This window comes from Paenibacillus sp. Pae15 (assembly GCF_024519685.1).
GTDB lineage: Bacteria > Bacillota > Bacilli > Paenibacillales > NBRC-103111 > Paenibacillus_G > Paenibacillus_G naphthalenovorans.
Genome location: NZ_JALJRM010000021.1, coordinates 71,446 through 92,007, shown reverse-complemented (window position 1 = coordinate 92,007; position 20,562 = coordinate 71,446). Strand labels below are relative to the sequence as shown.

The window sequence follows — 20,562 nt, the reverse complement described above, 5'->3', positions numbered from 1 at the left end:
TCCATTGGCAGACAAAGTTGATCCATGTTATATTGAATGTACAAAAGAAGCCCTCCTTTGAATGGTTGCTCGTCACTTCCATTTTACCAAGGTTTGGCTTCTTTATTGTTTTACAAAATTAAAAAAGGGGGTATCCCCGTCACCTCGGTGACTTTTGGGACACCCCCTTATTCATGAACATAGCTAGATCAACGATACATTATCACGGCTGCGAGCCGGGGACTTCCGCTTCTCTATCAGCCGGTTGATCGCATCCACATAGGCCCGCGCGCTTGCTTCGAGAATATCGGTGCTTACGCCGCGGCCCTGTACGGAATAATCGCCCTGGTTCAGTACGACATGCACCTCACCAAGCGCATCCTTGCCTTGCGTGACCGATTGGATCGAGTAATCTTCGAGCTCGACCTCTTCCTTCGTCGCTTTATCGATCGCATTGAGGATCGCGTCGACGGAACCGTTGCCCAGCGCTACTTCTTCCAGCGTTTCGCCTTCGATCGTCTTCAAGCGAATCGTTGCGGTCGGTGTCGATTGGTTGCCGTAAGAAACTTGAATCGTTTCGAGAGAGAACACTTCCGGCGTCTCGATCAGCTTCTCCTCGATCAAGGCCAGGATATCGTCGTCCGTCACGTTTTTCTTCTTATCGGCCAAATCCTTAAATTTGGCGAAGGCCGCATTAAGCTGCTCATCGTTCAGGTTATAGCCGAGATCGACCAGCTTCTCACGGAATGCATGGCGGCCGGACAGCTTGCCGAGCGTCAGCTTGCTTTCCTTCAGACCGATTGTCTCCGGAGACATGATTTCGTAAGTCGTTTTTTCCTTGAGCATGCCGTCCTGGTGAATGCCCGATTCATGGGCAAACGCGTTAGCCCCGACAATCGCTTTATTGCCCGGTACGACCATGCCTGTCAGCTTGCTCACCAAACGGCTCGTACGGGCGATCTCGGACAACGTAAGCGATGTCTTCGCCTGGTAGAACTCCTGACGTGTCTCCAGCGCCAGCGCTACTTCCTCGATTGCCGTGTTGCCCGCGCGCTCGCCGATCCCGTTAATCGTTCCTTCGATTTGATCGGCACCGTTCAGAATGGCCGCAAGCGCATTGGCCGTCGCCATGCCAAGGTCATCGTGACAGTGCGCGCTGAGCTGAATTTTCTCGATGCCCGGCACATTTTCCTTCAGCGTCTTGAAGATATTGCCGAACTCGTAAGGCGTCATATAGCCAACCGTGTCGGGAATATTCACGACGGTTGCTCCTGCCCGAATGGCCATCTCCGTCACTTCGCACAAGAAATCCAGCTCGGTACGTCCGGCATCCTCGGGCGAAAACTCAATTTTATCGAAATATTTTTTGGCATACCGGATAGCCGCTTCCGCCGTTTCCAGCACCTGATGCTTCTCCATCTTCAGCTTATACTTCCGGTGAATCGGCGAGCTGGCAAGGAACAAATGCAAGCACGGATCCTGCGCATCCTTGAGCGCTTCGCGCGCCGCATCAATGTCCTGCACACGGGAGCGCGAGAGACCCACGATTGTGGCATTCTTCACAGTCCGGGCTACGGCGTTCACGCTGGCCAAATCGCCTGGGGAGGCCGCCGGAAAACCGGCTTCGATCCGGTCTACGCCCAGCTTCTCCAGCTGAAGGGCGATTTCCACCTTTTCTTGCATGTTCAAATTCACGCCCGGCGATTGCTCGCCGTCGCGCAGCGTCGTATCGAAAATATAAATTTTTCTCATGCCGTCTCACCTGCGCTTTATCAAAATTTAACCACTTTATTAAAGCAGAAAAAGGTACAGCCCGGGAAACTTCCGGGAACGAACTTGCCCTGCCGTCCGTTCCCCACAGTTTCCCAAGCTGACCTTATGCCGCTAATCATTCATTGTCAGTTCGATTACTTCTTGATCCAGTGCATCAGTTCACGCAGCTGGGTACCGACTTGCTCCAGCGGATGCTCGGATTCCATACGGCGGGTAGCCGTGAGGAACGCACGACCGGATTGGTTCTCAAGAATAAAGTCGCGAGCAAATTTGCCTTGTTGGATATCGGACAGAACGCGCTTCATTTCCTGCTTCGTTTCGTCTGTGATGATGCGAGGTCCGGTTACATAGTCGCCGTACTCTGCCGTGTTGGAGATGGAATGTCTCATGCCTGCCAGACCGCCTTCATACATCAAATCGACGATCAGCTTCAACTCGTGCAAGCACTCGAAATAAGCCATTTCAGGAGCATAGCCTGCTTCTACCAGCGTTTCAAAGCCGGCTTTTACCAGTGCGGATGCGCCGCCGCAAAGAACGGCCTGCTCACCGAACAGATCGGTTTCCGTTTCTTCACGGAAAGAGGTTTCAATAACTCCTGCACGTGTACAACCAATACCTTTGGCATAAGCCAAACCGATGGCTTGGGCTTGACCCGTAGCATTCTGATGAACTGCGATCAGACCAGGCACGCCGAAGCCTTCCACGAATACACGGCGTACCATGTGACCCGGGGATTTTGGCGCGACAAGCAGAACGTCTTTATCCGCAGATGGATTGATTTGACCGAAATGGACGTTAAAGCCGTGAGAGAACATGATCGTTGCACCATGCTTCAGGTTCGGCTCGATTTCATTCTTGTAAACGCTCGCTTGCGTTTCGTCCGGCATCAAAATTTGAACGACGTCAGCAAGCTTGGTCGCTTCCGCAACGGAATATACTTCAAATCCGTCGTTTTTCGCTTGATCAAAGGAACGACCTTGGCGAAGGCCGATAATCACTTTCAGACCGCTGTCACGCAGGTTTTGCGCTTGGGCGTGTCCTTGACTGCCGTAGCCGATGATGGCAATCGTCTTGCCCTTTAATACGTTCAAATCAGCATCTTTCTCATAATACATAGTGACTGCCATGATATAATAGCTCCTCCTTTAATATAAACCCCGTGAGCGGGTGCTCAAGCGGACCACGAGCGTCTTCCAGTTATGTCATCCGATTGAGCCCCCGCTCACAGAACATTGTACTACGATTTCCGGAAAATCTTCAAACGCTTATTTCACCATGCCTCGAATCATTGCGGTGACGCCGGTTCGGGACAATTCCTTGATCCCGTAAGGCTTGAGCAGCTCGGTCATCGCATCGATTTTTTCCGAATCGCCTACCACCTGCACGACCAGCGTGTTCGGACCGATGTCAACGACAGCTGCACGGAACGTCTCGACCACGCCGAGAATCTCGGGACGGACGTTCGGCTCCGCATTGACCTTGATCAGCGCGAGCTCGCGAGCTACCATCGGATTCGAGCTCAAATCGACCACTTTGATGACATCTACCAGCTTGTAGAGCTGTTTGGATACCTGCTCCAGCGTATGATCATCACCCGTGGTAACGATGACCATACGGGACAAGCCTTGCTCCTCGGATTCGCCGACAGTAATGCTCTCGATATTGAAGCCCCGGCGGCCGAACAGGCCGGATACGCGCTGCAGCACACCGGGCTGATTGTTCACTAGAACGGATATGGTGTGTTTGCGAGTCATTTACGAATCCCCCATTATCATTTGGTCTATCGTCGAGCCCTGTGTTACCATCGGGAAGACGTTCTCCCCTTTAGGCACGATGAATTCGACAAGCACCGGACCCGGGGTGTCCAACGCTTCCTGCCATACGCGGCGGGCATCTTCTTTGTTGGCAGCTCTCAGTCCCTTCACGCCGTAAGCTTCGGCCAATTTCACAAAGTCCGGACTGCCGGCAAGATCGATATGGCTGTATCGGTTATCGTAGATAATCTCCTGCCACTGGCGGACCATCCCCAACACCTGATTGTTGATGACGACAATCTTCACCGGAATCTGGTTGATGGCGCAAATCGCCAGCTCCTGCGAGCACATCTGCATGCCGCCGTCGCCGTTGATCGATATGACCAGCCGATCCGGATGGGCTACCTGCGCGCCGATCGCCGACGGGAAGCCGAAGCCCATGGTGCCGAGACCGCCGGAAGTGATCCAGGAACGCGGATGGTTGAACTTGTAGTACTGCGCCGTCCACATCTGGTGCTGGCCTACATCCGTTGTTATAATGGCCTCTCCCTTGGTCGTCTCATTGATCATCTCGATGACATACTGCGGCTTCAGCTCCGTATCCGAATCCTGGTAGGTCAGCGGGAAGTTCTTCTTGTTTTCCTGGTTCCAGGCGATCCAGTCTTTGGACTGGGACGGCTTCGCTTTGAGGTTGGCCAGCTGCAGCACCTTTTTCACGTCCCCAACCACCGGAATCGCCGTTTCAACGATTTTGCCGATTTCCGCCGGATCCACGTCGATGTGGACGATTTTCTTCGCTTTGGGGGCAAAGCCGTTCACCTTCATCGTCACGCGATCGTCAAAACGCGCGCCAATGCCGATCAGCAGATCGCAATTCTGCAGCGCATGGTTGGCCGCATACGTTCCGTGCATCCCCGGCATCCCGAGCCACAGCTCATGCGCGCTTGGAAAGCCTCCCAGGCCAAGCAACGTCGTGGCGACGGGAATGCGGGTTTTCTCCACGAACTCGATCAGCTCTTTGGACGCATCCGCGTAAACGACGCCGCCGCCTGCGATAATGACCGGGCGCTCGCTTTCCGCAATCGCCTCCAGCATACGGTCCACTTGAAGCTTATGGGGCTGTACCGTCGGGTGATAGCCGCGGATGTCCACTTTTTCCGGATAGTAGAACGGCGCGGTATCGTTCGATACGTCCTTCGGTATATCAATCAGCACCGGTCCTTTGCGGCCGGTCGAAGCAATATGGAACGCTTCTTTAATGATCCGCGGCAGATCCTTCACATCCCGCACCAGGTAACTGTGCTTCGTGATCGGCATCGTAATGCCGGTAATATCCGCCTCCTGGAACGCGTCCGTACCGATCACCGTCGTCGCCACATTTCCCGTGATGACCACCAGCGGCACCGAATCCATATAAGCTGTAGCGATACCGGTGACAAGGTTGGTCGCTCCCGGTCCGGAAGTGGCGATACATACGCCGACCTTGCCGGTCGAACGGGCATAGCCATCCGCCGCATGAATGGCGCCCTGCTCGTGCCTTGTCAGCAAATGGCGGAAATCCGGATTGCCGTGCATGGCATCGTAAATATATAAAACCGCTCCGCCAGGATAGCCGAAGACGCAATCTACATCCTCCAGCAGCAAGCTGCGCAGCAGCATTTCCGATCCTGTTATCACATCCGGCTTCAGCAGCTCTTCACGCAGCTGCTCTTTCGACTTTTGTTTGGTTTGAACGATCATGTGTAGCCCTCCTCTCAAAAAGTCCGATAACAACTAAAAACCCCTTTCGCCCCAAACGCAATGGTTGCGTCTGACGGGACGAAAGGGGTTGATCTTCCGTGGTACCACCCAGATTTGTTAAATGCCTCACGGCAAATAACCTTAGCAGGTAATGCACGCCGCTAGCAGGCATGTCGCTTACCCTCGGCACGGTAACGTGTGCCACTCCGATTCTCCCTAATAACCGCGATGCTTTAAAGGCGCCGCGCTTTTCAGGAAAACAGCTCCGAGGTGAGCTCGTACATAAGGGATTAATGGCATTGGTTTCAGCATCTCCGCCGCTCTCTGAACATAAGAGCCCTTATCACTTCGTCCTCTTCATAGCCGATAACACTGTTGTACTTTTTTGTTTATTATATGCCGAACCTTTGCTTTAGTCAAGCGGTATTAAAGCCATCCCTCCGCCCGGTTGACATGCCTTACGTGGAGCTGTTTTGCAGGCGGGCATTCTTTCATGGTTCAAAAAAACAGGTCTCAGGGGCAGCGGGCTCCGCGCCGACCTTGCCCATCATGGGGCATCGCGCCTAAAAAAATTGTTGATATCCAATTGAAGGAAATTACACTCCGATAGCGAATCCTAATTGTGATAACAATCACATTTACACAGGCAGAGGGGAGCAACATGAACAAACTATCCGAGACACGAAAACAACAACTGGATTACATCGGCATCACCAACGAAGATTTATTTCTCTTAAAAAGCAAGGCCAACGAATTTAAGGCAATCGTCCGGGATTTGGTTGACGAGCTTTATGAACGAATCATGCAGCATCCGGAACTCAAACAAATCATAGAAAGACACAGCACGGTAGACCGGTTAAAAGAAACGCAGCACTGGTATTTTCTTTCGCTCACGGAAGGTACGATTGACGAGGCGTTTATTGAAAAAAGAATTTACATAGGCCAGGTGCACTCCCGGATCGGGTTGACGACCCAATGGTATCTGGGAACCTATATGCTGTATCTCGAATTGGCGACAAACCACTTCCAAAGGATGCTGCCGGACGCATGGCTCCCGGTCATTCACGCCCTTACCAAAATGTTCAATTTCGACTCGCAGCTGGTTCTGGAAGCCTATGAGTACCATGAAAAGAAAAAGGTTCAGGAGCTTGTGGATGAACAAGGGCGTTTACTGCAGGGGATCAACTCCGCAGTACAGGAGCTGGTTTCGATGATGGTCCAATTGAGCAGCAGCAGCCAGTCGGTTGCGGAATCGGCCATTCATTCGGCGGAATCGCAGGAGAAATCCCACTACTTGATACAGGAACTGACTGCGGAAGTAAAACAAATTCAAAATATGGGAACGCTTATTCAGGAGATATCCGATCAAACTCACTTGCTCGGGCTCAATGCAGCCATCGAGGCAGCCCGTGCGGGGGAACAAGGACGCGGTTTTGAGGTTGTCGCTAACGAGGTCCGCAAATTAGCCGGCGGATCCAAACAGGCCCTGGAACAAATACAGGAAAAGCTCGGAACCATCTCCCGCTTGCTGAAAGAAGTAGAGCAGGAGTCAAAACACACCACCACCCAGGCGCAGACGCAGGCCGCCAGCGCAGAAGAATTATCCTCGTTCGTTCAGATGATCGAAAAAGTAACGGCGGATCTTCAGCAGCTGCAATCCGCTTAAATCCGGTCAAGGAGCGCAGTAGCTTTCTTCCATATCCATCGTTTGGCTGACAAAAAAAGCACCGGCTGTCCAAGATGCGCTCTCACGTATCTTGTGCAGCAGGTGCTTTTATATTCATGCATTTGCATTACGCGTTGACTTTTTGCTTTGCCGTTTCAGCCAGGGAGTTAAACGCGTTGATATCGTTAACGGCGAGATCCGCCAACATTTTGCGGTTAACTTCTACGCCGGCCAGCTTCAGACCATGCATCAGCTTGCTGTAGGACAAACCGTTTTGACGGGCAGCCGCGTTAATACGCACGATCCACAGCTTGCGGAAATCGCGTTTCTTTTGACGGCGGTCACGGTATGCGTACAGCAGGGATTTCATAACCTGCTCTTTTGCTGTTTTAAATAATCTATGTTTCGAACCGAAGTACCCTTTAGCAAGCTTCAAAATTTTCTTGCGACGACGAGTACGGATAAATCCGCCTTTCACTCTTGCCATGACGATCTACCTCCAAGAATTGTTGAGTATATTAACGAAATTACTTGATGTTAGCCAGCTGCTGCTTCAGGCGTCTTACATCGCCGGGAGCCATAACCGGGTTCGTGCCGAGCACGCGCTTTTGGCGGGCGGACTTGCCGGACAGCAGGTGGTTCTTATACGCTTTGTAGCGCGTTACTTTACCGGTACCTGTAATTTTAAAACGGCCTTTCAGGCTGCTGTGTGTTTTCATTTTTGGCATGGGGTGTTCCTCCTTAAAGAGTAAAATTATTGCTGTTGCTTCGGCGACAAGATCATGATCATACTCCGGCCTTCCAGCTTCGGCCTGCGCTCCACAACGCACAGATCCTCCACCTCGGCGGCCATCCGCTCCAGAACGCGCTGCCCGATTTCGGCATGTGCAATCTCCCGGCCGCGGAAACGAACCGACAACTTTACTTTATCGCCGTCGTTGAGAAATTTCGATACATTGCGAAGCTTCGTTTGAAAGTCGTGCTCGTCAATTGTCGCGCTCAGACGAATTTCTTTCAGCTCAACGATCTTCTGGTTCTTACGGGCTTCCTTCTCTTTCTTTTGCATCTCATAGCGGTACTTCCCGTAATCCATGATCCGGCAAACCGGCGGTTTCGCCGTCGGAGCCACATTGACCAGATCCAAATTCTGATCCATTGCAATCTGCAGCGCTTCACGAATCGGCTTGATACCCAGCTGCTCTCCGTCCGCACCAATCAAACGCACTTCTCTTGCTCGAATTTCATCATTAATCATGTGCTCTGTACTGATAACCTGCCACCTCCAAAGGTTATTAAAAAAAATGCGCGGGCGTTAAAAACGCCCACGCAGTTTGTTTCAAGTGATCGATCTATCCGATAAAGCATCAGATATTCAAGTAAGCTCACTATCATTCATAACCAGCCAACCTTCGTCGGACAGGTGAGAAGCGGGCGCTTCTTCTTTTGCACTCAAATAATATACCACAATCTGTTTGTAAAAGTCAACGGATACATCGGTTTGTCCGACAGATTCAACCTGCCTGTTTACTGTGCATGTCCTCAAGACGAATCACGCGGGTATGCTCCGTATGGCTCCACTGCTTGTTGTTTTGAGTGAAGAACGCATAAATCGTGATCGGCCACCAGGAAAACATAAAGACAGGATACAATATCAAATACTTATAGGTTTTCAGAGATGCCTTATCCATGATCATAGAGATCGGCAGCAGGACGTAAATCGAGATCGTCACCACGTTAAACAGCGTAGGCGATACTTCATACAGCTTGGTGAGATGCGAGCCGCCCAGCACGATATTATCAAACCAAACCGCCATCGTGACAATCGAACCAAGGAAAAAGTTATATACATTGGCCGAGTAAATCGCGGCATCAATTTTCGTCCAGTTCCGTTCTTTAATCCCCTGCCAAAGCAGAACGAAGAAATAACGGCGGCAAACGTCAAAATGCCCCTGCATCCAACGCAGCCTTTGCCTTGCCGATGCCCTAAACGTAAGAGGCTTCTCATCGTATACCTTCGCATCCGGATTGAAGGTGGGCTTTACGCCAAGTTTGACGCATCGCATGGAAAATTCCAGGTCCTCGACAAGACTTGTCGCCCCCCAGCCGATCTGCTTGAGCAGTCCTGTTTCAAAGCACATGCCCGTGCCGCCCAGAAAGTTCGCCAGCTTCAGATTGGTTCGGGGCAGCTGCCAGAACCGGTTGCTGAAAAAATAAGATATGGCATACGAAGCGGTAATCCAGGAATCGTTAGGATTTTTGGTATCCAGATAAGCCTGAATAACTTTCGAGCCTTCACACAAATCGTTATTCATGTGTCTCAGATAATCGGGACTCGCCAGGTTATCCGCATCGAACATGACGACGGCGTCGTATTGGCGAGGCATCTTCCACAGCTCCTTGAGCATCCATTCAATCGCATAACCTTTACCTCTTAGGTTCGGATTATGGCGCTCGCAGGCATATACGCCCATATCGCGGGCGATTTGCGCAGTCTTGTCCGTACAGTTGTCAGCAATTACGAATATATCGTACAACTCTTTCGGGTAATCCAGATTTTTCAGGTTTTCAATTAACGCTCCGATAACTTGCTCCTCATTGTGAGCCGCCACCAAGACGGCGAACGTTTTTTGCGGCGCGTGCTGGGCCTTGTTCTTACGGCGATACCAGCCAAAAAACGTCAGGCCCAGTTGATAGGCCCCGACGACAATTAGCGTAAACTGAAGGCCTAGCATAATACTGTCCAGCATGATTCATCCCCCTTTTTTTGTATGTACCCCTATGTCTTTTTTCTCTTTAGCAGTTTAATAACGGATTCGATAATGCCTCTTCAATTGCGAGGGTAGCCGAATATGATTTTCCTCTCTTTACTGTCATTTGTCAAAAGCTTCACACCGCTTGATTAAGTCGGTTCTTTGTCATTTTTGGGAAAAACAGCAGCGGTATCGGTCGGACTCTCTGCTATCCAGCTTTTTACGTCTTATTTTCATCGTTTTTCAATTATTTTATAAGCGCCGTCTGGAAAAACTTTCTTTGCCAATTTGTAGAGGCGACGATTGTACAACCCTCATCCCGGAATCCGCATCGCGGCTCCGTAAACCAAATCGCCCCGGCTGCCATTTTCCATACCGGCGGATGCTCCCCTGTATGGGCAGTCATCTGCCACCGACAACTTTACTGACGAACTTGTCTGCAAAAATGTTGCTGCCACGCGAAACTATTCCTACATGAACTCGCCGGAAATTGGACAAAGCTGTACATATGATTCATAATTTATGGTAAATGAACCATGATAACCCATTGTCAAATATAATATAGGGCCATGAACTCCTCGTCAATATAAGATTCTTTCATATCCTGTTGATACTCCAATAACAATTCCGTCTTACAATCATATAAGAACCGAACAAAAGCTTATTTTACTGCAGGGAGGCATATCCTATGATGAACAGATTGGTCACGCGGCTTCAGTATCATGAGCACCGGATGTTCTGTTTTGTCAATCAACAGATTCGGCATCAAGCGCTGGATTTCTTTTTCAACATCATCACCCATCTGGGGGGCGCTGCAGCGTCCATCGCCACGGCGCTTTGCATCGCCCTGTTTGCCGAGGGAGTATGGAAATCGGCCGGAATGCTGAGCTGTGTCGCGTTGGGACTCAGTCATGTTCCTGTCGCCATCATAAAAAAGAAATATCCGCGGCTGCGTCCTTATCTTGTACTTGAAGGCACCCACACATGCAAAAAACCGCTGAAAGACCACTCGTTCCCTTCCGGGCATACGACGGCCATTTTTTCAGTAACTGTACCCATGATGCTCATTACTCCCTGGGTCACGGCAATTTTGCTTCCCGTGGCTTCGCTCGTTGGCATGTCGCGGATCTATTTGGGACTGCACTACCCGTCCGACGTGCTGGCCGGCTTGCTGATCGGAACGACGACCGCCCTGACCACCGTTGCATTTTTGGGGTAAAAGCAGTAATGTTAATTCGGTATAAGTTCAAAAGAAACAAGGGCATGGTGAAGAGTTATGCGTAATAAGAGGGTCTTATTATTATCCGAGGGCTTCGGAGCAGGCCACACGCAAGCGGCCTATGCGCTGGCAGACAGTCTTCGCATGCTCTCGCCCGACATCCAGACGCATGTACTTGAGCTCGGTACGTTTTTACATCCAACCTTAGCTCCATGGATTTTGACCGCCTACCGCAAAACCGTATCGAAACAGCCGAAGCTTTACGGGCTCGTCTATCGGTCACAATATAAAAAGTCGCTGAACCGCTTCTCGCAGCTTGCACTTCACCGGATTTTTTATGCACAAGCCGCAGAAGTGATACGCCAGCTGAAGCCGGATGCGATCGTATGCACCCATCCGTTCCCGAACGTTGTAATTTCCAGGCTGAAGCGTTTCGGATTGACCGTTCCGCTGTGTACCGTTATTACCGATTACGATGCGCACGGGACTTGGGTCAGTAAAGAAGTAAGCACCTACCTGGTTTCCACTCCCGACGTGAAGCGGAAGCTTCTGATCCGCGGCATCCCATCGGAGCGCATTCAAGTCACAGGAATTCCCATTCATCCGAACTTCTGGGAGCGACACAACAGAGAAGAGCTCCGCTCGCATTTCGGACTGAAACGGCTGCCCACCGTTCTTGTCATGGGCGGAGGCTGGGGTCTTGTCAAAAACGAGGATTTCTTAACCGATTTGATCCGCTGGCGGGACCGGATACAGCTTGTCGTCTGTCTCGGCAGTAACGAGAAGGCTCTTGCCGAGCTGAAAAAAGACGAACGGTTCCGGCATCCCCATATCCGGCTTTTGGGTTTTACGAAAGAAATCGACAAATGGATGGAGGTTTCCGATCTGCTGATCACCAAGCCCGGAGGTATGACCTGTACCGAAGGGCTGGCCAAGGGAATTCCGATGCTGTTCTATAAGCCGATACCGGGACAAGAGGAAGAGAATCTGCAGTATTTTACGCAGCACGGGTTTGGAGAACCCATCAAATCGGCGGAAACGGTCGCCCATTGGTTCCGGTTTCTGGTTGAGCATTATCCAGATCTGGAGAAGCGCCGCGGAAGCTTGAGACGCAGAACGGATGCATACCATCCGGCGGATTGCTCCCGCGCCATTATAAATATGCTGCAAGGATAAACCACCGCGCACAAACGGACGTTAAACAACCTGCCGGGACTCTCCCGCCAGGTTGTTTACGTTCATATAGGAATTATTCCTGCCCGCTCTCGCCAGCTTCAAGCTGCCGAAGGTGCTCGGCAAGGGCTTTTTCCCCTATGACGACCTCGAGCCGGTGAATGGGCATGCCCTTCTCGTAGAATTTCGTCTCGTATTCCGTCATGATAAGGTCCGTACGCGGTCCCTCCGCATGCAGGTCAAGTGAGATATTGCGCATCCGAAGCCCCAGATCGGCGAACGAATTCAGCGAAAACTCGAACAAAGAGCGGGAATCCGTCTTAAAATGAATTTCTCCCCGTTCATTTAATACGGTTCTATATTTTTTTACAAAATTCGCATGGGTGAGCCGTCGGCGGGCATGCCTTTTTTTGGGCCACGGATCGCTAAAATTCAAATAAATACGTTCAATTTCGCCAGCTTCAAACACGTTCTCGATCGATTCTATGTTCATTCGCACCAGCCGCAGGTTAGACAGATCGCCCCCTTGCTCTTCACGTGATTCCCGTGCTTTCTCGCTTGCACGGCGAATCAGCTCGTCGTACATATCGACGCCTATGTAGTTAATATGCTGGTTTAAAGCGCTAAGTTGGCTGATAAAACGGCCTTTGCCCATCCCAAGCTCCACATGAATCGGCCGGTCATTGCCGAATACTTCAGCCCATTTCCCTTTATACGGCTCCGGATTCAGCACTACCAGCTCCGGCTGTGCCTCGATCGCTTCCCTGATTCCCTTACGTCCTCTTAAACGCATAGTACCGTCCTCCAACTGCTTGCATTTTCTTTCGGCAGTTTGCCGCAAGCCTGCGTAATGTCATTGAACGATTATACTCTGAAACGATAGGAATGAAAAGACCGGTCAGCCCGTGTTAAAGCGGTCTGAACCGGTCAATGGGAACTTTCCGGGATCGGGATGGAGCCGAAAGGATCGGTTATTTCTCCCGGCCCTCTTCATGATTGCGTCCGCGCAGGCCGGCTAACCCGAGAAGACCCAACAGACCTAACCAGCCCCAATCCATACCTCTTCCGGCTGTCGCCGCATTCGTCCGGTAGGTTGTCGTGTCGTAATTCCCCCCATAACCGTATCCGGTACGCGTATTGTTGGTGTTCATCCGGTCCAGCATATTATCATTGTAATTATTCGTACGGGTTCCGGTAACGGGATCGTTATAAGTGGCAGTTCCCCTGCCGGCGGTACCCGCGGTGCCGGTTGTGCCCGTGTAGGTTGCCGTACCGGTTCCTGTCGTTGTCGTACTGCCGGGTGCAGTGGCTGTGCTGGTCCCTTGGGTGGAGGACAATCCTGTTCCGGTGGAGGATACCTCAGCAAAGGCTTGGCCGCCAAATCCCAACGAAGCAGTCAACGCAAGAGCAAGAACCGTTTTACCAAGCTTGTTCATGATATAGGAGTTCTCCCTTCTAAAGCTGAGTTGTTTTGCAGCCTTGCAAATATAGCATGGATCAAGCGGACTTTTTTTATCCTGTCGCAAGACAGGAGTGTTTTGTAAAGGAAGAAATTGATACAGTTCGCTTTTCCATCCGGTTTTGATAAAATATAATAAAGAAGCTTTACTAGAAAAGGAGTACGCCTTATGAATCCATCCTTAACGATCGAACCGCTGACATGGGGAGATAAACGTTTCCATACATGGAATTACGAGATGCGGAAGCAATTCGGAACCAAGGTGTTTAAAGTCATGCTTGACGCCGGTTTCACCTGTCCGAACCGCGACGGTACGATCGCCACAGGCGGATGCACCTTTTGCAGCGCTCGGGGATCGGGCGATTTTGCGGGCAGCCGGCGCGACGACCTGGTGACACAATTCGGCAAAATCCGTGATCTCCAGCACCAAAAATGGCCGGAAGCGCATTATATCGGTTATTTTCAAGCTTACACAAACACTTATGCTCCCGTAGAGGTGCTGAAAGAATATTATGAAGCGATCCTGCAGCAGCCGGGCGTAGTCGGCTTATCCATCGCTACGCGTCCGGATTGCCTGCCCGACGATGTGATCGATTACTTGGCCGAGCTGAACGAACGCACTTACTTATGGATTGAAATGGGTTTGCAAACGATCCATGAATCCACATCGAAGCTGATTAACCGCGCACACGACACGCAGTGCTATCTGGATGCGGTCGCCAAACTCCGGGCAAGGGGGATTCGCGTTTGCGCACATATTATTTACGGTCTCCCTCAGGAAACGCATGAGATGATGCTGGAGACAGGACGCGCGGTCGCCGACATGGACGTGCAAGGGATCAAAATCCACCTGCTTCACCTGATGCGCAAAACACCGATGGTCAAGCAGTATGAAGCCGGTTTGCTGAGATTTTTGGAGAAAGACGAGTATGTGAGCCTGGTCGTCGATACGCTTGAAATTCTGCCTCCGGAGATGATCGTGCACCGCCTGACAGGCGATGCTCCGCGCGATCTGCTCATCGGGCCGATGTGGAGTCTCAAAAAATGGGAGGTGCTCAACGCTTTCGACGAGGAGCTTCGACGCCGTGATACCTGGCAGGGCAAAAAAAGGCTGAAAAGCTTGAAGACTGCGGAGGTTAATGCATAGATTACGTGTTATAATACGGTAAAGGCCATTGAAAGGAGTGGTTCGCTATGCAGCGGGGCACAAAGGAATTCCTATATTCGACGTTAGGCGCTGTGCTGCTGATTGCGGCGGGCTGTGCGAACGAGCCGCCTTCTCCTCCGGCACCGGCCGGAACGATACCTGCGCCCGCTGCGGAAACGGACACTTCGAAGGCCGATCTGAACGCTCCGCCAGCTGCGACCAATCCTCCCAAGACAGCGGATTCGGCTGAAGATAGCGAAACCGGCCGGCCGGAGTCGCCGCAGAAAGCGGCAAAACCTGCATCTTCGGCGCCTATAGCTCCCAAGCCCCCTGCTGTTCCTGAGCTTCCCGCCTCCACGGTGCTGCAGGAAAACGGAAAAGCCTTTGCGCCATCGACGGAGTCTGTCAACAAGCCCACGGATCCGGTGACGAGAATAGTGGATCCGCCCACGGTGGGAGCCGATCCGGCCAAGCCTGACGGAGAGCGGGCGGCCCCCATGCTGCCGGATCCCATTGCACCCCCGACCATAAGCGCTGAACCGGCTGAAGAGACGCAATCTTCCGCCGTTCCCGGGAAGAGGATGGAGAGCAGCTTGGGGATTCCGTCCGGCATAAGTGAATCGCTTCGCATCCAGGAATAAGGCGCTCAAGAATAGTAACGAAGGCAGGCATCATATTGTCTGCCTTCTATTAGTATGGTTCTCTTTGATAAAACTAATTCATCTGCAGGGAGGTCTGACCTTCGTGGGATTCGTTTCGATTCTCGGCTTTACCCACAAACTCATTGAAGAACGCGTTAAATCCGGGGAAACGGCAATTGACGCTACAGCGGGCAATGGAGTGGACACCGCCTTCCTGGCCCGTATAGTCGGGCCGGAAGGTACGGTGCATGCATTCGATATTCAGCAGCAGGCATTGGATCATACGGCGGCGCGCATAGCTAAGGAACAGCCGGATACGAACGTGATGCTGCATCGATGCAGCCATGCCGAACTGCTGCGGGTCATTCCTCAGGATCAGCATGGCCTTGTGGCCGCGGTCATGTTCAACCTGGGGTATCTGCCCGGGGCCGATCACGCTACGATAACACAGCCCGATTCAACGGTCACCGCCTTGGAAGCGGCCGCCAGGCTGATCCGCCGCGGAGGCATCATAACCGCAGTTCTGTATACCGGGCACCCCGGCGGGGAGGAAGAAGCGGCCGCCGTCGAACAGTGGGCCTCTGAGCTTCCGCAGAAGCAGTTTCAAGTGCTGCAATATCGTTTCATGAATCAAATCAACCGTCCTCCTTATTTGATTGCGGTCGAGAAACGTTTATGAGCACAACCCATCCGATTCATTCCATTTTTCCTAATCCTTCCCTCCTTCTCCAAACCTATAGCCAATGATGCATCCGGATTGATATAATTCTATTTAAAATAGAAAAAATAGGAGAGTCATACGATGAAACCATATCCGCTGCAATGCAAACCTGAATTTAAAGAAAGAGTTTGGGGGGGACGGGCTCTTGAGCGGTTCGGACTCGAACTGCCGGAAGGGCGCATCGGAGAAGGCTGGATGATCGGAGATCACCCCAACGGAACAACCACCGTTGTAAACGGGGAACTGGCCGGAATGGGACTGGATCAGATCAGGGAGAAATACGGTAAGGTCTTATTCGGCAGTAAAGGCTTCTCCGAGAAAAACGGCCGCTTTCCGCTGCTGATCAAGCTGCTGGATTGCCAGGACGACCTTTCCGTCCAGGTGCATCCGAACGATCATTATGAACGTCTTCCGCAAGGAGAGCTCGGGAAAACCGAGATGTGGTATATTCTGGATGCCAAGCCCGGCGCCAAAATCATCTACGGACTGAAAGACGGCGTAAACCGCGAACAGCTTGCGGCCGCCATCAATGAAAACCGCATCATGGACTGCCTGAATGAAGTTACAGTGCAGGCCGGCGACTCTTTCTATATCCCATCCGGTACGGTGCACGCACTGGGGGCGGGCATCCTGGTGGCGGAAATCCAGCAAAATTCCGACAGCACGTATCGTTTGTACGATTATGACCGTCTGGGTCTGGACGGCAAGCCCAGAGAGCTGCACATCGAAGATTCCCTGAATGTGATCGCCTATGAAGGCTCTGGCGCTACTTATATGAAAACTGATCTGTCCGCCTCTAATGAATGGTTAACACTGGCCCGGTCTCCTTTCTTCGTAACGGACAAAGGGCAGGTCGAAGGCATTTGGAGCCTGCAAACGACACCGGACAGCTTCGTGATCCATATCATCTGCGACGGAGCCGGTACCATCCGCTGGGCGGACGGTGAGCTCCCCGTGAAACCGGGCGAATGCTACCTGCTCCCGGCCAATCTCGGCAGCTATTCGCTTACCGGCAGCATGACCGTGCTTCGCAGCTATCTGCCATAAACCAAATAACACCGCCTCTAAGACTAAAGTTTTAGTCCTTGCGAGGCGGTGTTATTTTTACTTGCTTTGAAGATTACACAGCGGACTTCTTTACATTCATGGTGAAATATTGCGCGCGGGCGGCCGCATCCGGCGGGTAATGAACAATCAGCAGCTGCTCGGCGGAACGGTCGATGTCGCCTGTTTTCAGGTAGTGGTCAAGCCGGAACGGAAGCACCTCGATCATCGTATGCTTGTGCAGTTCTTTCTCTCCAATCGCCAGCGCCGCGAAAGCGTCCGATACGGCATGGGGGCGATCCGCGAGCAGCCGCATATAATCTGACTGCCGGGGCTTATCCAGCGTGAAGTCCCACCAAATTTTCCGGGGCCTGTACTTGTGACCCAGAAAATAATCGAGCTTCATGAAGCCTTCGATCACTTCAAGCTCCTCCGTCCCGCGATGCTTCAAGAAAGCGTGCAGCCGGGTAAACAAATCCTCCAGCTGATGGCCGATTTTCTGCCAGCCCCGCTCCTCCCAGTAATCTCCGAATTCTTGGAAAAAGTCAAACGCCGACGGGAACTCATGCTTGATCAAATACTTTACGGTATGGTCCATCCGGTGGGCATTCCAATATTTTTCGAGCACATCCTCGACCCTCTTGATCCTGACCAGATCGCTGAACGGGAGAATGTTGTTACCGAGAATTTCATACGGGGCATGATCCATATAAATGTAGCCGTATTTTTCCGCATCGTGGCGCATCCCGGTACCGCGCAACATTTTCAGGAATCCGAGCTGAAGCTCCTCGGGTTCCAGCTCGAACACATCGTTGAACGTGCGGCGGAAGGAACTGTAATCCTCCTCCGGCAATCCGGCGATCAAGTCGAGATGCTGGTCAATCTTGCCGCTCTCTTTGATCTTCGTCACCGTACGAGTCAGCTTGGCAAAATTTTGCCGCCGCTTCACCAGCGTGTTGGTCAGATCGTTGGTCGACTGTACGCCGATCTCAAAGCGGAATATCCCCGGCGGCGCGTGCTCCGCCAAGTAATCCAGCACCTCGGGACGCATGATGTCCGCAGTGATCTCGAATTGGAACACGCAGCCGCGATGATTCCGGATGAGAAATTCGAAAATCTCCATGGCATAGTCGCGCTTGATGTTGAATGTCCGATCCACGAACTTGATCAGCTTGGCGCCGGATTCGATCAAATACAACAAGTCGCTTTTCGTACGCTCCATATCAAAATACCGGACGCCCACTTCTATAGAAGAAAGACAAAATTGGCAGCTGAAAGGACAACCGCGGCTGGTTTCAAAATAAACGACCCGGTTGGCAAGACTCGGCACGTCCTCCGCAAAACGATGCGGCGACGGTATATCATCCAGCGCCAGCTTCGGACGCGGCGGGTTGATGACGACACGGCCATCCTTGCGGTAAGCGGCGCCGAACACGCTGTAGAAGGCGCGGTCCCCCCGCAGCTCCGACAGCAAATGGTGGAACGTTTCTTCCCCTTCGCCCATGACAATGAAGTCAACCTCCGGAAGACGGTTCATCCAATAGTCCGTGTCGTAAGACACCTCCGGTCCGCCGAGCACCACAACCAAGTCGGGCATAATTTTTTTGAGCATGCCGATGACGACGATGGTTTCTTCGATATTCCATATATAGCAGGAGAATCCGACCACATCCGGCTTTCGCTGATACAAATCCGATACGATGTTCATCGCGGGGTCCTTGATCGTGTATTCGGCAATCTGGATGTCGGGAAAATCCTTTTGACTATATGCCTTCAAATACCGGAGAGCCAGAGAGGTATGAATATATTTGGCATTAAGTGTGGATAAAACAATGCTTTTCATCTTGGGTTTAAACCTTCTTTGTTTACAATTGGCCTTACTCGATTTGTACCTATTGTACACGCAAACCGGAGGGAAGACAAAATCACCGGCCTCCCCTGCCGCGTTCCCTTCATGAATGAAACACCATGCGCAGTACCATGGCGCAAGCGGTACCCGCAATCACCGTCCATAACAGGCTCCGGGTCTTGATGGCCACGATAAAGGTGAGCAGGCCGGCCGCCAGATCGACATTCTTCCACAATACAAGTTTGCTGTCCGATACGAACAGCTCTTGCCCGACCAAGGCGGCCATGACGGCAATCGGGACATGCTTTAACCATTGCAGGGCCCAATCGGGCAGTGGAATACGGCTTAAAACCATTAGGGGGACGACCCGGGGAATGAACGTGACCAGCGATGCCCCGATAATAATCAATAAAATATCCCATCTTACTTCCATCGTTCGATCACCATCCCCAAGGTCGCTCCTGCCACCGTAGCCACGATGATCGCGATGCTTCCCGACCACATCCAGCCGATGCCTACCACCACAATAACCGCAAATACCGCCACGCTAATATCTATCGCAATGGTGCCGCGGCTTAACATCTGCAATACCAGAAGGCCTATAAACATGGCTGGCAGAGCAAAATCCAACCCGAATTGCTCCGGCCGCGCAATCCATTGGCCCAGGATCGCCCCGGCTACATTGGCTGCAAACCAGTTACTGTAAGCGGCCAAGTTGAGGCCGTGCATCCACTTTTCGCCGAGAGCCTTTCGATTCGCCGTCTGCCCTATCGCCACGCCAAAGGTTTCATCCGTGAGCAGGGAACCGATCAGCATGTTTCTGAACGGGGTGAGATGGCGGAAATAAGGCGATAAGGCCGCACTAAGCAAAAAATGGCGAAGATTGACAAAGAAAACGGTAATAATAATGGCGGTAGCCGAATGGCCCGCGGCGACCATTCCAGCCAAAATGAATTGAGCCGAACCGGCATACAGCAGCAAGGACATCAATGCGACTTCAGCTGTGCTTAAGCCCGCCGTTTTTCCAATAATGCCTGCGGCAAATCCGATGCTTAAATATCCCAGCAGGGTAGGGATACAATCTTTAATCCCCTGAACGAAATCCCCTTTTGCCTCGATAACCGACACATGGGTAGGCATGATCTCCAGCCCCTATCACGTACAAAAGTATGGCAGCGACTCATGATGATATGGTCTGCATATCAATTGTACCTACAAAACAAAAAAAATGGAACCGTCAGGATCCATTGTTTCCGTTATTGCATATGGGAGTTCGACTGCATCCATTCCGTCTCCGGACTCAACACGGTCAGCCTGAATTCATCTTCCCCTTCTTCCGACCATACGCTGGCTTGCGATATTAGTTGGGCTTCGACCTGCTCCTTTAGCGTCGTGAGATCGGCGACATCGCCTTCCGTCCGATTGTTGATCGTCTGCTGCAGCCGGTTTCTCTCTTCCAGCCTTTTGGCCATTTGGTACAGGATCATGCTAAACGTCGTCCCTTCGCTTTTGGTGTTCTTGCTTTCATGGTACTCTGCCAACATGAGGACAAGATTAACGGAACATCAACGCACTGTTAAAAAATGTTCCCCCATTACCATATGCGTCTTTACGAATTTAGTATTTCCCATTTTGAGCAAAAAGATG

Annotated in this window: 21 protein-coding genes and 1 other annotated feature; of the genes, 7 read left to right on the top strand and 14 right to left on the bottom strand. The window is 51.7% G+C overall.

The window, feature by feature from the left end; genetic code table 11:
• Window positions 1-183: 183 nt before the first annotated feature.
• The 4 genes from NR121_RS17470 to ilvB all read right to left on the bottom strand — a co-directional run bounded on the left by NR121_RS17470 (window position 184) and on the right by ilvB (window position 5,246).
• Window positions 184-1,731 (bottom strand): 2-isopropylmalate synthase, encoded by a 1,548-nt coding sequence (locus NR121_RS17470; protein WP_054818196.1) that lies wholly within the window; start codon window positions 1,729-1,731, stop codon window positions 184-186.
• Between the two features lie 155 nt (window positions 1,732-1,886).
• Complete coding sequence (gene ilvC / locus NR121_RS17465) at window positions 1,887-2,879, bottom strand: ketol-acid reductoisomerase (protein ID WP_054818195.1); 993 nt, start codon at window positions 2,877-2,879, stop codon at window positions 1,887-1,889.
• A 138-nt stretch (window positions 2,880-3,017) separates the two neighbouring features.
• The gene (gene ilvN / locus NR121_RS17460) at window positions 3,018-3,506 is read right to left on the bottom strand and encodes an acetolactate synthase small subunit (RefSeq protein WP_054818194.1); all 489 of its coding nucleotides are present in this window, start codon (window positions 3,504-3,506) and stop codon (window positions 3,018-3,020) included.
• Window positions 3,507-5,246 (bottom strand): biosynthetic-type acetolactate synthase large subunit, encoded by a 1,740-nt coding sequence (ilvB, locus tag NR121_RS17455; protein WP_062409841.1) that lies wholly within the window; start codon window positions 5,244-5,246, stop codon window positions 3,507-3,509.
• A gap of 661 nt (window positions 5,247-5,907) precedes the next feature.
• Here ilvB and NR121_RS17450 point away from each other — a divergent pair.
• Window positions 5,908-6,912 (top strand): globin-coupled sensor protein, encoded by a 1,005-nt coding sequence (locus tag NR121_RS17450; RefSeq protein WP_062409842.1) that lies wholly within the window; start codon window positions 5,908-5,910, stop codon window positions 6,910-6,912.
• A gap of 127 nt (window positions 6,913-7,039) precedes the next feature.
• Here the strand turns inward: NR121_RS17450 and rplT are convergent, their stop codons facing one another.
• The 4 genes from rplT to NR121_RS17430 form a co-directional block, all read right to left on the bottom strand.
• A complete protein-coding gene (gene rplT / locus NR121_RS17445; RefSeq protein WP_025849278.1) occupies window positions 7,040-7,399 on the bottom strand; it encodes a 50S ribosomal protein L20 in 360 nt (119 codons plus the stop codon).
• A gap of 40 nt (window positions 7,400-7,439) precedes the next feature.
• Window positions 7,440-7,640: a 50S ribosomal protein L35 gene (rpmI, locus tag NR121_RS17440; RefSeq protein WP_062409843.1), complete on the bottom strand. Its 201-nt coding sequence runs from the start codon at window positions 7,638-7,640 to the stop codon at window positions 7,440-7,442.
• Window positions 7,641-7,666: 26 nt separating this feature from the next.
• A complete protein-coding gene (gene infC, locus NR121_RS17435) occupies window positions 7,667-8,167 on the bottom strand; it encodes a translation initiation factor IF-3 (protein WP_062409844.1) in 501 nt (166 codons plus the stop codon).
• A 36-nt stretch (window positions 8,168-8,203) separates the two neighbouring features.
• Window positions 8,204-8,361: a sequence feature (ribosomal protein L20 leader region), on the bottom strand.
• Window positions 8,362-8,423: 62 nt separating this feature from the next.
• Entirely contained in the window at window positions 8,424-9,659 is a 1,236-nt protein-coding gene (locus NR121_RS17430; RefSeq protein ID WP_062409845.1) for a glycosyltransferase family 2 protein, read from the bottom strand.
• 694 nt (window positions 9,660-10,353) lie between these two features.
• Here NR121_RS17430 and NR121_RS17425 point away from each other — a divergent pair.
• Together NR121_RS17425 and NR121_RS17420 are read left to right on the top strand one after the other, a co-directional pair.
• The gene (locus tag NR121_RS17425) at window positions 10,354-10,881 is read left to right on the top strand and encodes a phosphatase PAP2 family protein (RefSeq protein WP_062411050.1); all 528 of its coding nucleotides are present in this window, start codon (window positions 10,354-10,356) and stop codon (window positions 10,879-10,881) included.
• A gap of 57 nt (window positions 10,882-10,938) precedes the next feature.
• On the top strand, window positions 10,939-12,057 hold the full coding sequence (locus tag NR121_RS17420; RefSeq protein ID WP_256831562.1) for an MGDG synthase family glycosyltransferase: 1,119 nt from the start codon (window positions 10,939-10,941) through the stop codon (window positions 12,055-12,057).
• Between the two features lie 73 nt (window positions 12,058-12,130).
• Here the strand turns inward: NR121_RS17420 and trmB are convergent, their stop codons facing one another.
• Both trmB and NR121_RS17410 read right to left on the bottom strand, forming a co-directional pair.
• Window positions 12,131-12,847 carry a tRNA (guanosine(46)-N7)-methyltransferase TrmB gene (gene trmB, locus NR121_RS17415; RefSeq protein WP_256831560.1) on the bottom strand — a complete coding sequence of 239 codons (717 nt, stop codon included), beginning with the start codon at window positions 12,845-12,847 and terminating at the stop codon, window positions 12,131-12,133.
• A 178-nt stretch (window positions 12,848-13,025) separates the two neighbouring features.
• Window positions 13,026-13,490 (bottom strand): WGxxGxxG family protein, encoded by a 465-nt coding sequence (locus NR121_RS17410; RefSeq protein WP_256831559.1) that lies wholly within the window; start codon window positions 13,488-13,490, stop codon window positions 13,026-13,028.
• 192 nt (window positions 13,491-13,682) lie between these two features.
• On the opposite strand from NR121_RS17410, the gene mnmL reads away from it, so the two are divergent.
• The 4 genes from mnmL to NR121_RS17390 all read left to right on the top strand — a co-directional run bounded on the left by mnmL (window position 13,683) and on the right by NR121_RS17390 (window position 17,069).
• Window positions 13,683-14,660, top strand: coding sequence for a tRNA modification radical SAM protein MnmL/YtqA (mnmL, locus tag NR121_RS17405; protein ID WP_137670396.1), 978 nt, complete (start codon window positions 13,683-13,685; stop codon window positions 14,658-14,660).
• A 47-nt stretch (window positions 14,661-14,707) separates the two neighbouring features.
• Window positions 14,708-15,301 carry a hypothetical protein gene (locus tag NR121_RS17400; RefSeq protein ID WP_256831557.1) on the top strand — a complete coding sequence of 198 codons (594 nt, stop codon included), beginning with the start codon at window positions 14,708-14,710 and terminating at the stop codon, window positions 15,299-15,301.
• Window positions 15,302-15,404: 103 nt separating this feature from the next.
• Window positions 15,405-15,980, top strand: a complete 576-nt coding sequence (mnmM, locus tag NR121_RS17395; protein ID WP_062409851.1) for a tRNA 5-(aminomethyl)-2-thiouridylate-methyltransferase MnmM — start codon at window positions 15,405-15,407, stop codon at window positions 15,978-15,980.
• A 123-nt stretch (window positions 15,981-16,103) separates the two neighbouring features.
• A complete protein-coding gene (locus tag NR121_RS17390) occupies window positions 16,104-17,069 on the top strand; it encodes a type I phosphomannose isomerase catalytic subunit (RefSeq protein WP_074729193.1) in 966 nt (321 codons plus the stop codon).
• A 73-nt stretch (window positions 17,070-17,142) separates the two neighbouring features.
• Here the strand turns inward: NR121_RS17390 and NR121_RS17385 are convergent, their stop codons facing one another.
• The 4 genes from NR121_RS17385 to NR121_RS17370 form a co-directional block, all read right to left on the bottom strand.
• Complete coding sequence (locus NR121_RS17385) at window positions 17,143-18,909, bottom strand: B12-binding domain-containing radical SAM protein (protein WP_074729192.1); 1,767 nt, start codon at window positions 18,907-18,909, stop codon at window positions 17,143-17,145.
• A gap of 109 nt (window positions 18,910-19,018) precedes the next feature.
• Window positions 19,019-19,348 carry an AzlD domain-containing protein gene (locus NR121_RS17380; RefSeq protein WP_054818190.1) on the bottom strand — a complete coding sequence of 110 codons (330 nt, stop codon included), beginning with the start codon at window positions 19,346-19,348 and terminating at the stop codon, window positions 19,019-19,021.
• The gene (locus NR121_RS17375; RefSeq protein ID WP_062409854.1) at window positions 19,339-20,055 is read right to left on the bottom strand and encodes an AzlC family ABC transporter permease; all 717 of its coding nucleotides are present in this window, start codon (window positions 20,053-20,055) and stop codon (window positions 19,339-19,341) included. The genes NR121_RS17380 and NR121_RS17375 overlap by 10 nt, the downstream gene beginning before the upstream one ends.
• 116 nt (window positions 20,056-20,171) lie before the next feature.
• Window positions 20,172-20,402, bottom strand: a complete 231-nt coding sequence (locus NR121_RS17370; RefSeq protein WP_054818189.1) for a hypothetical protein — start codon at window positions 20,400-20,402, stop codon at window positions 20,172-20,174.
• Window positions 20,403-20,562 lie beyond the last annotated feature (160 nt).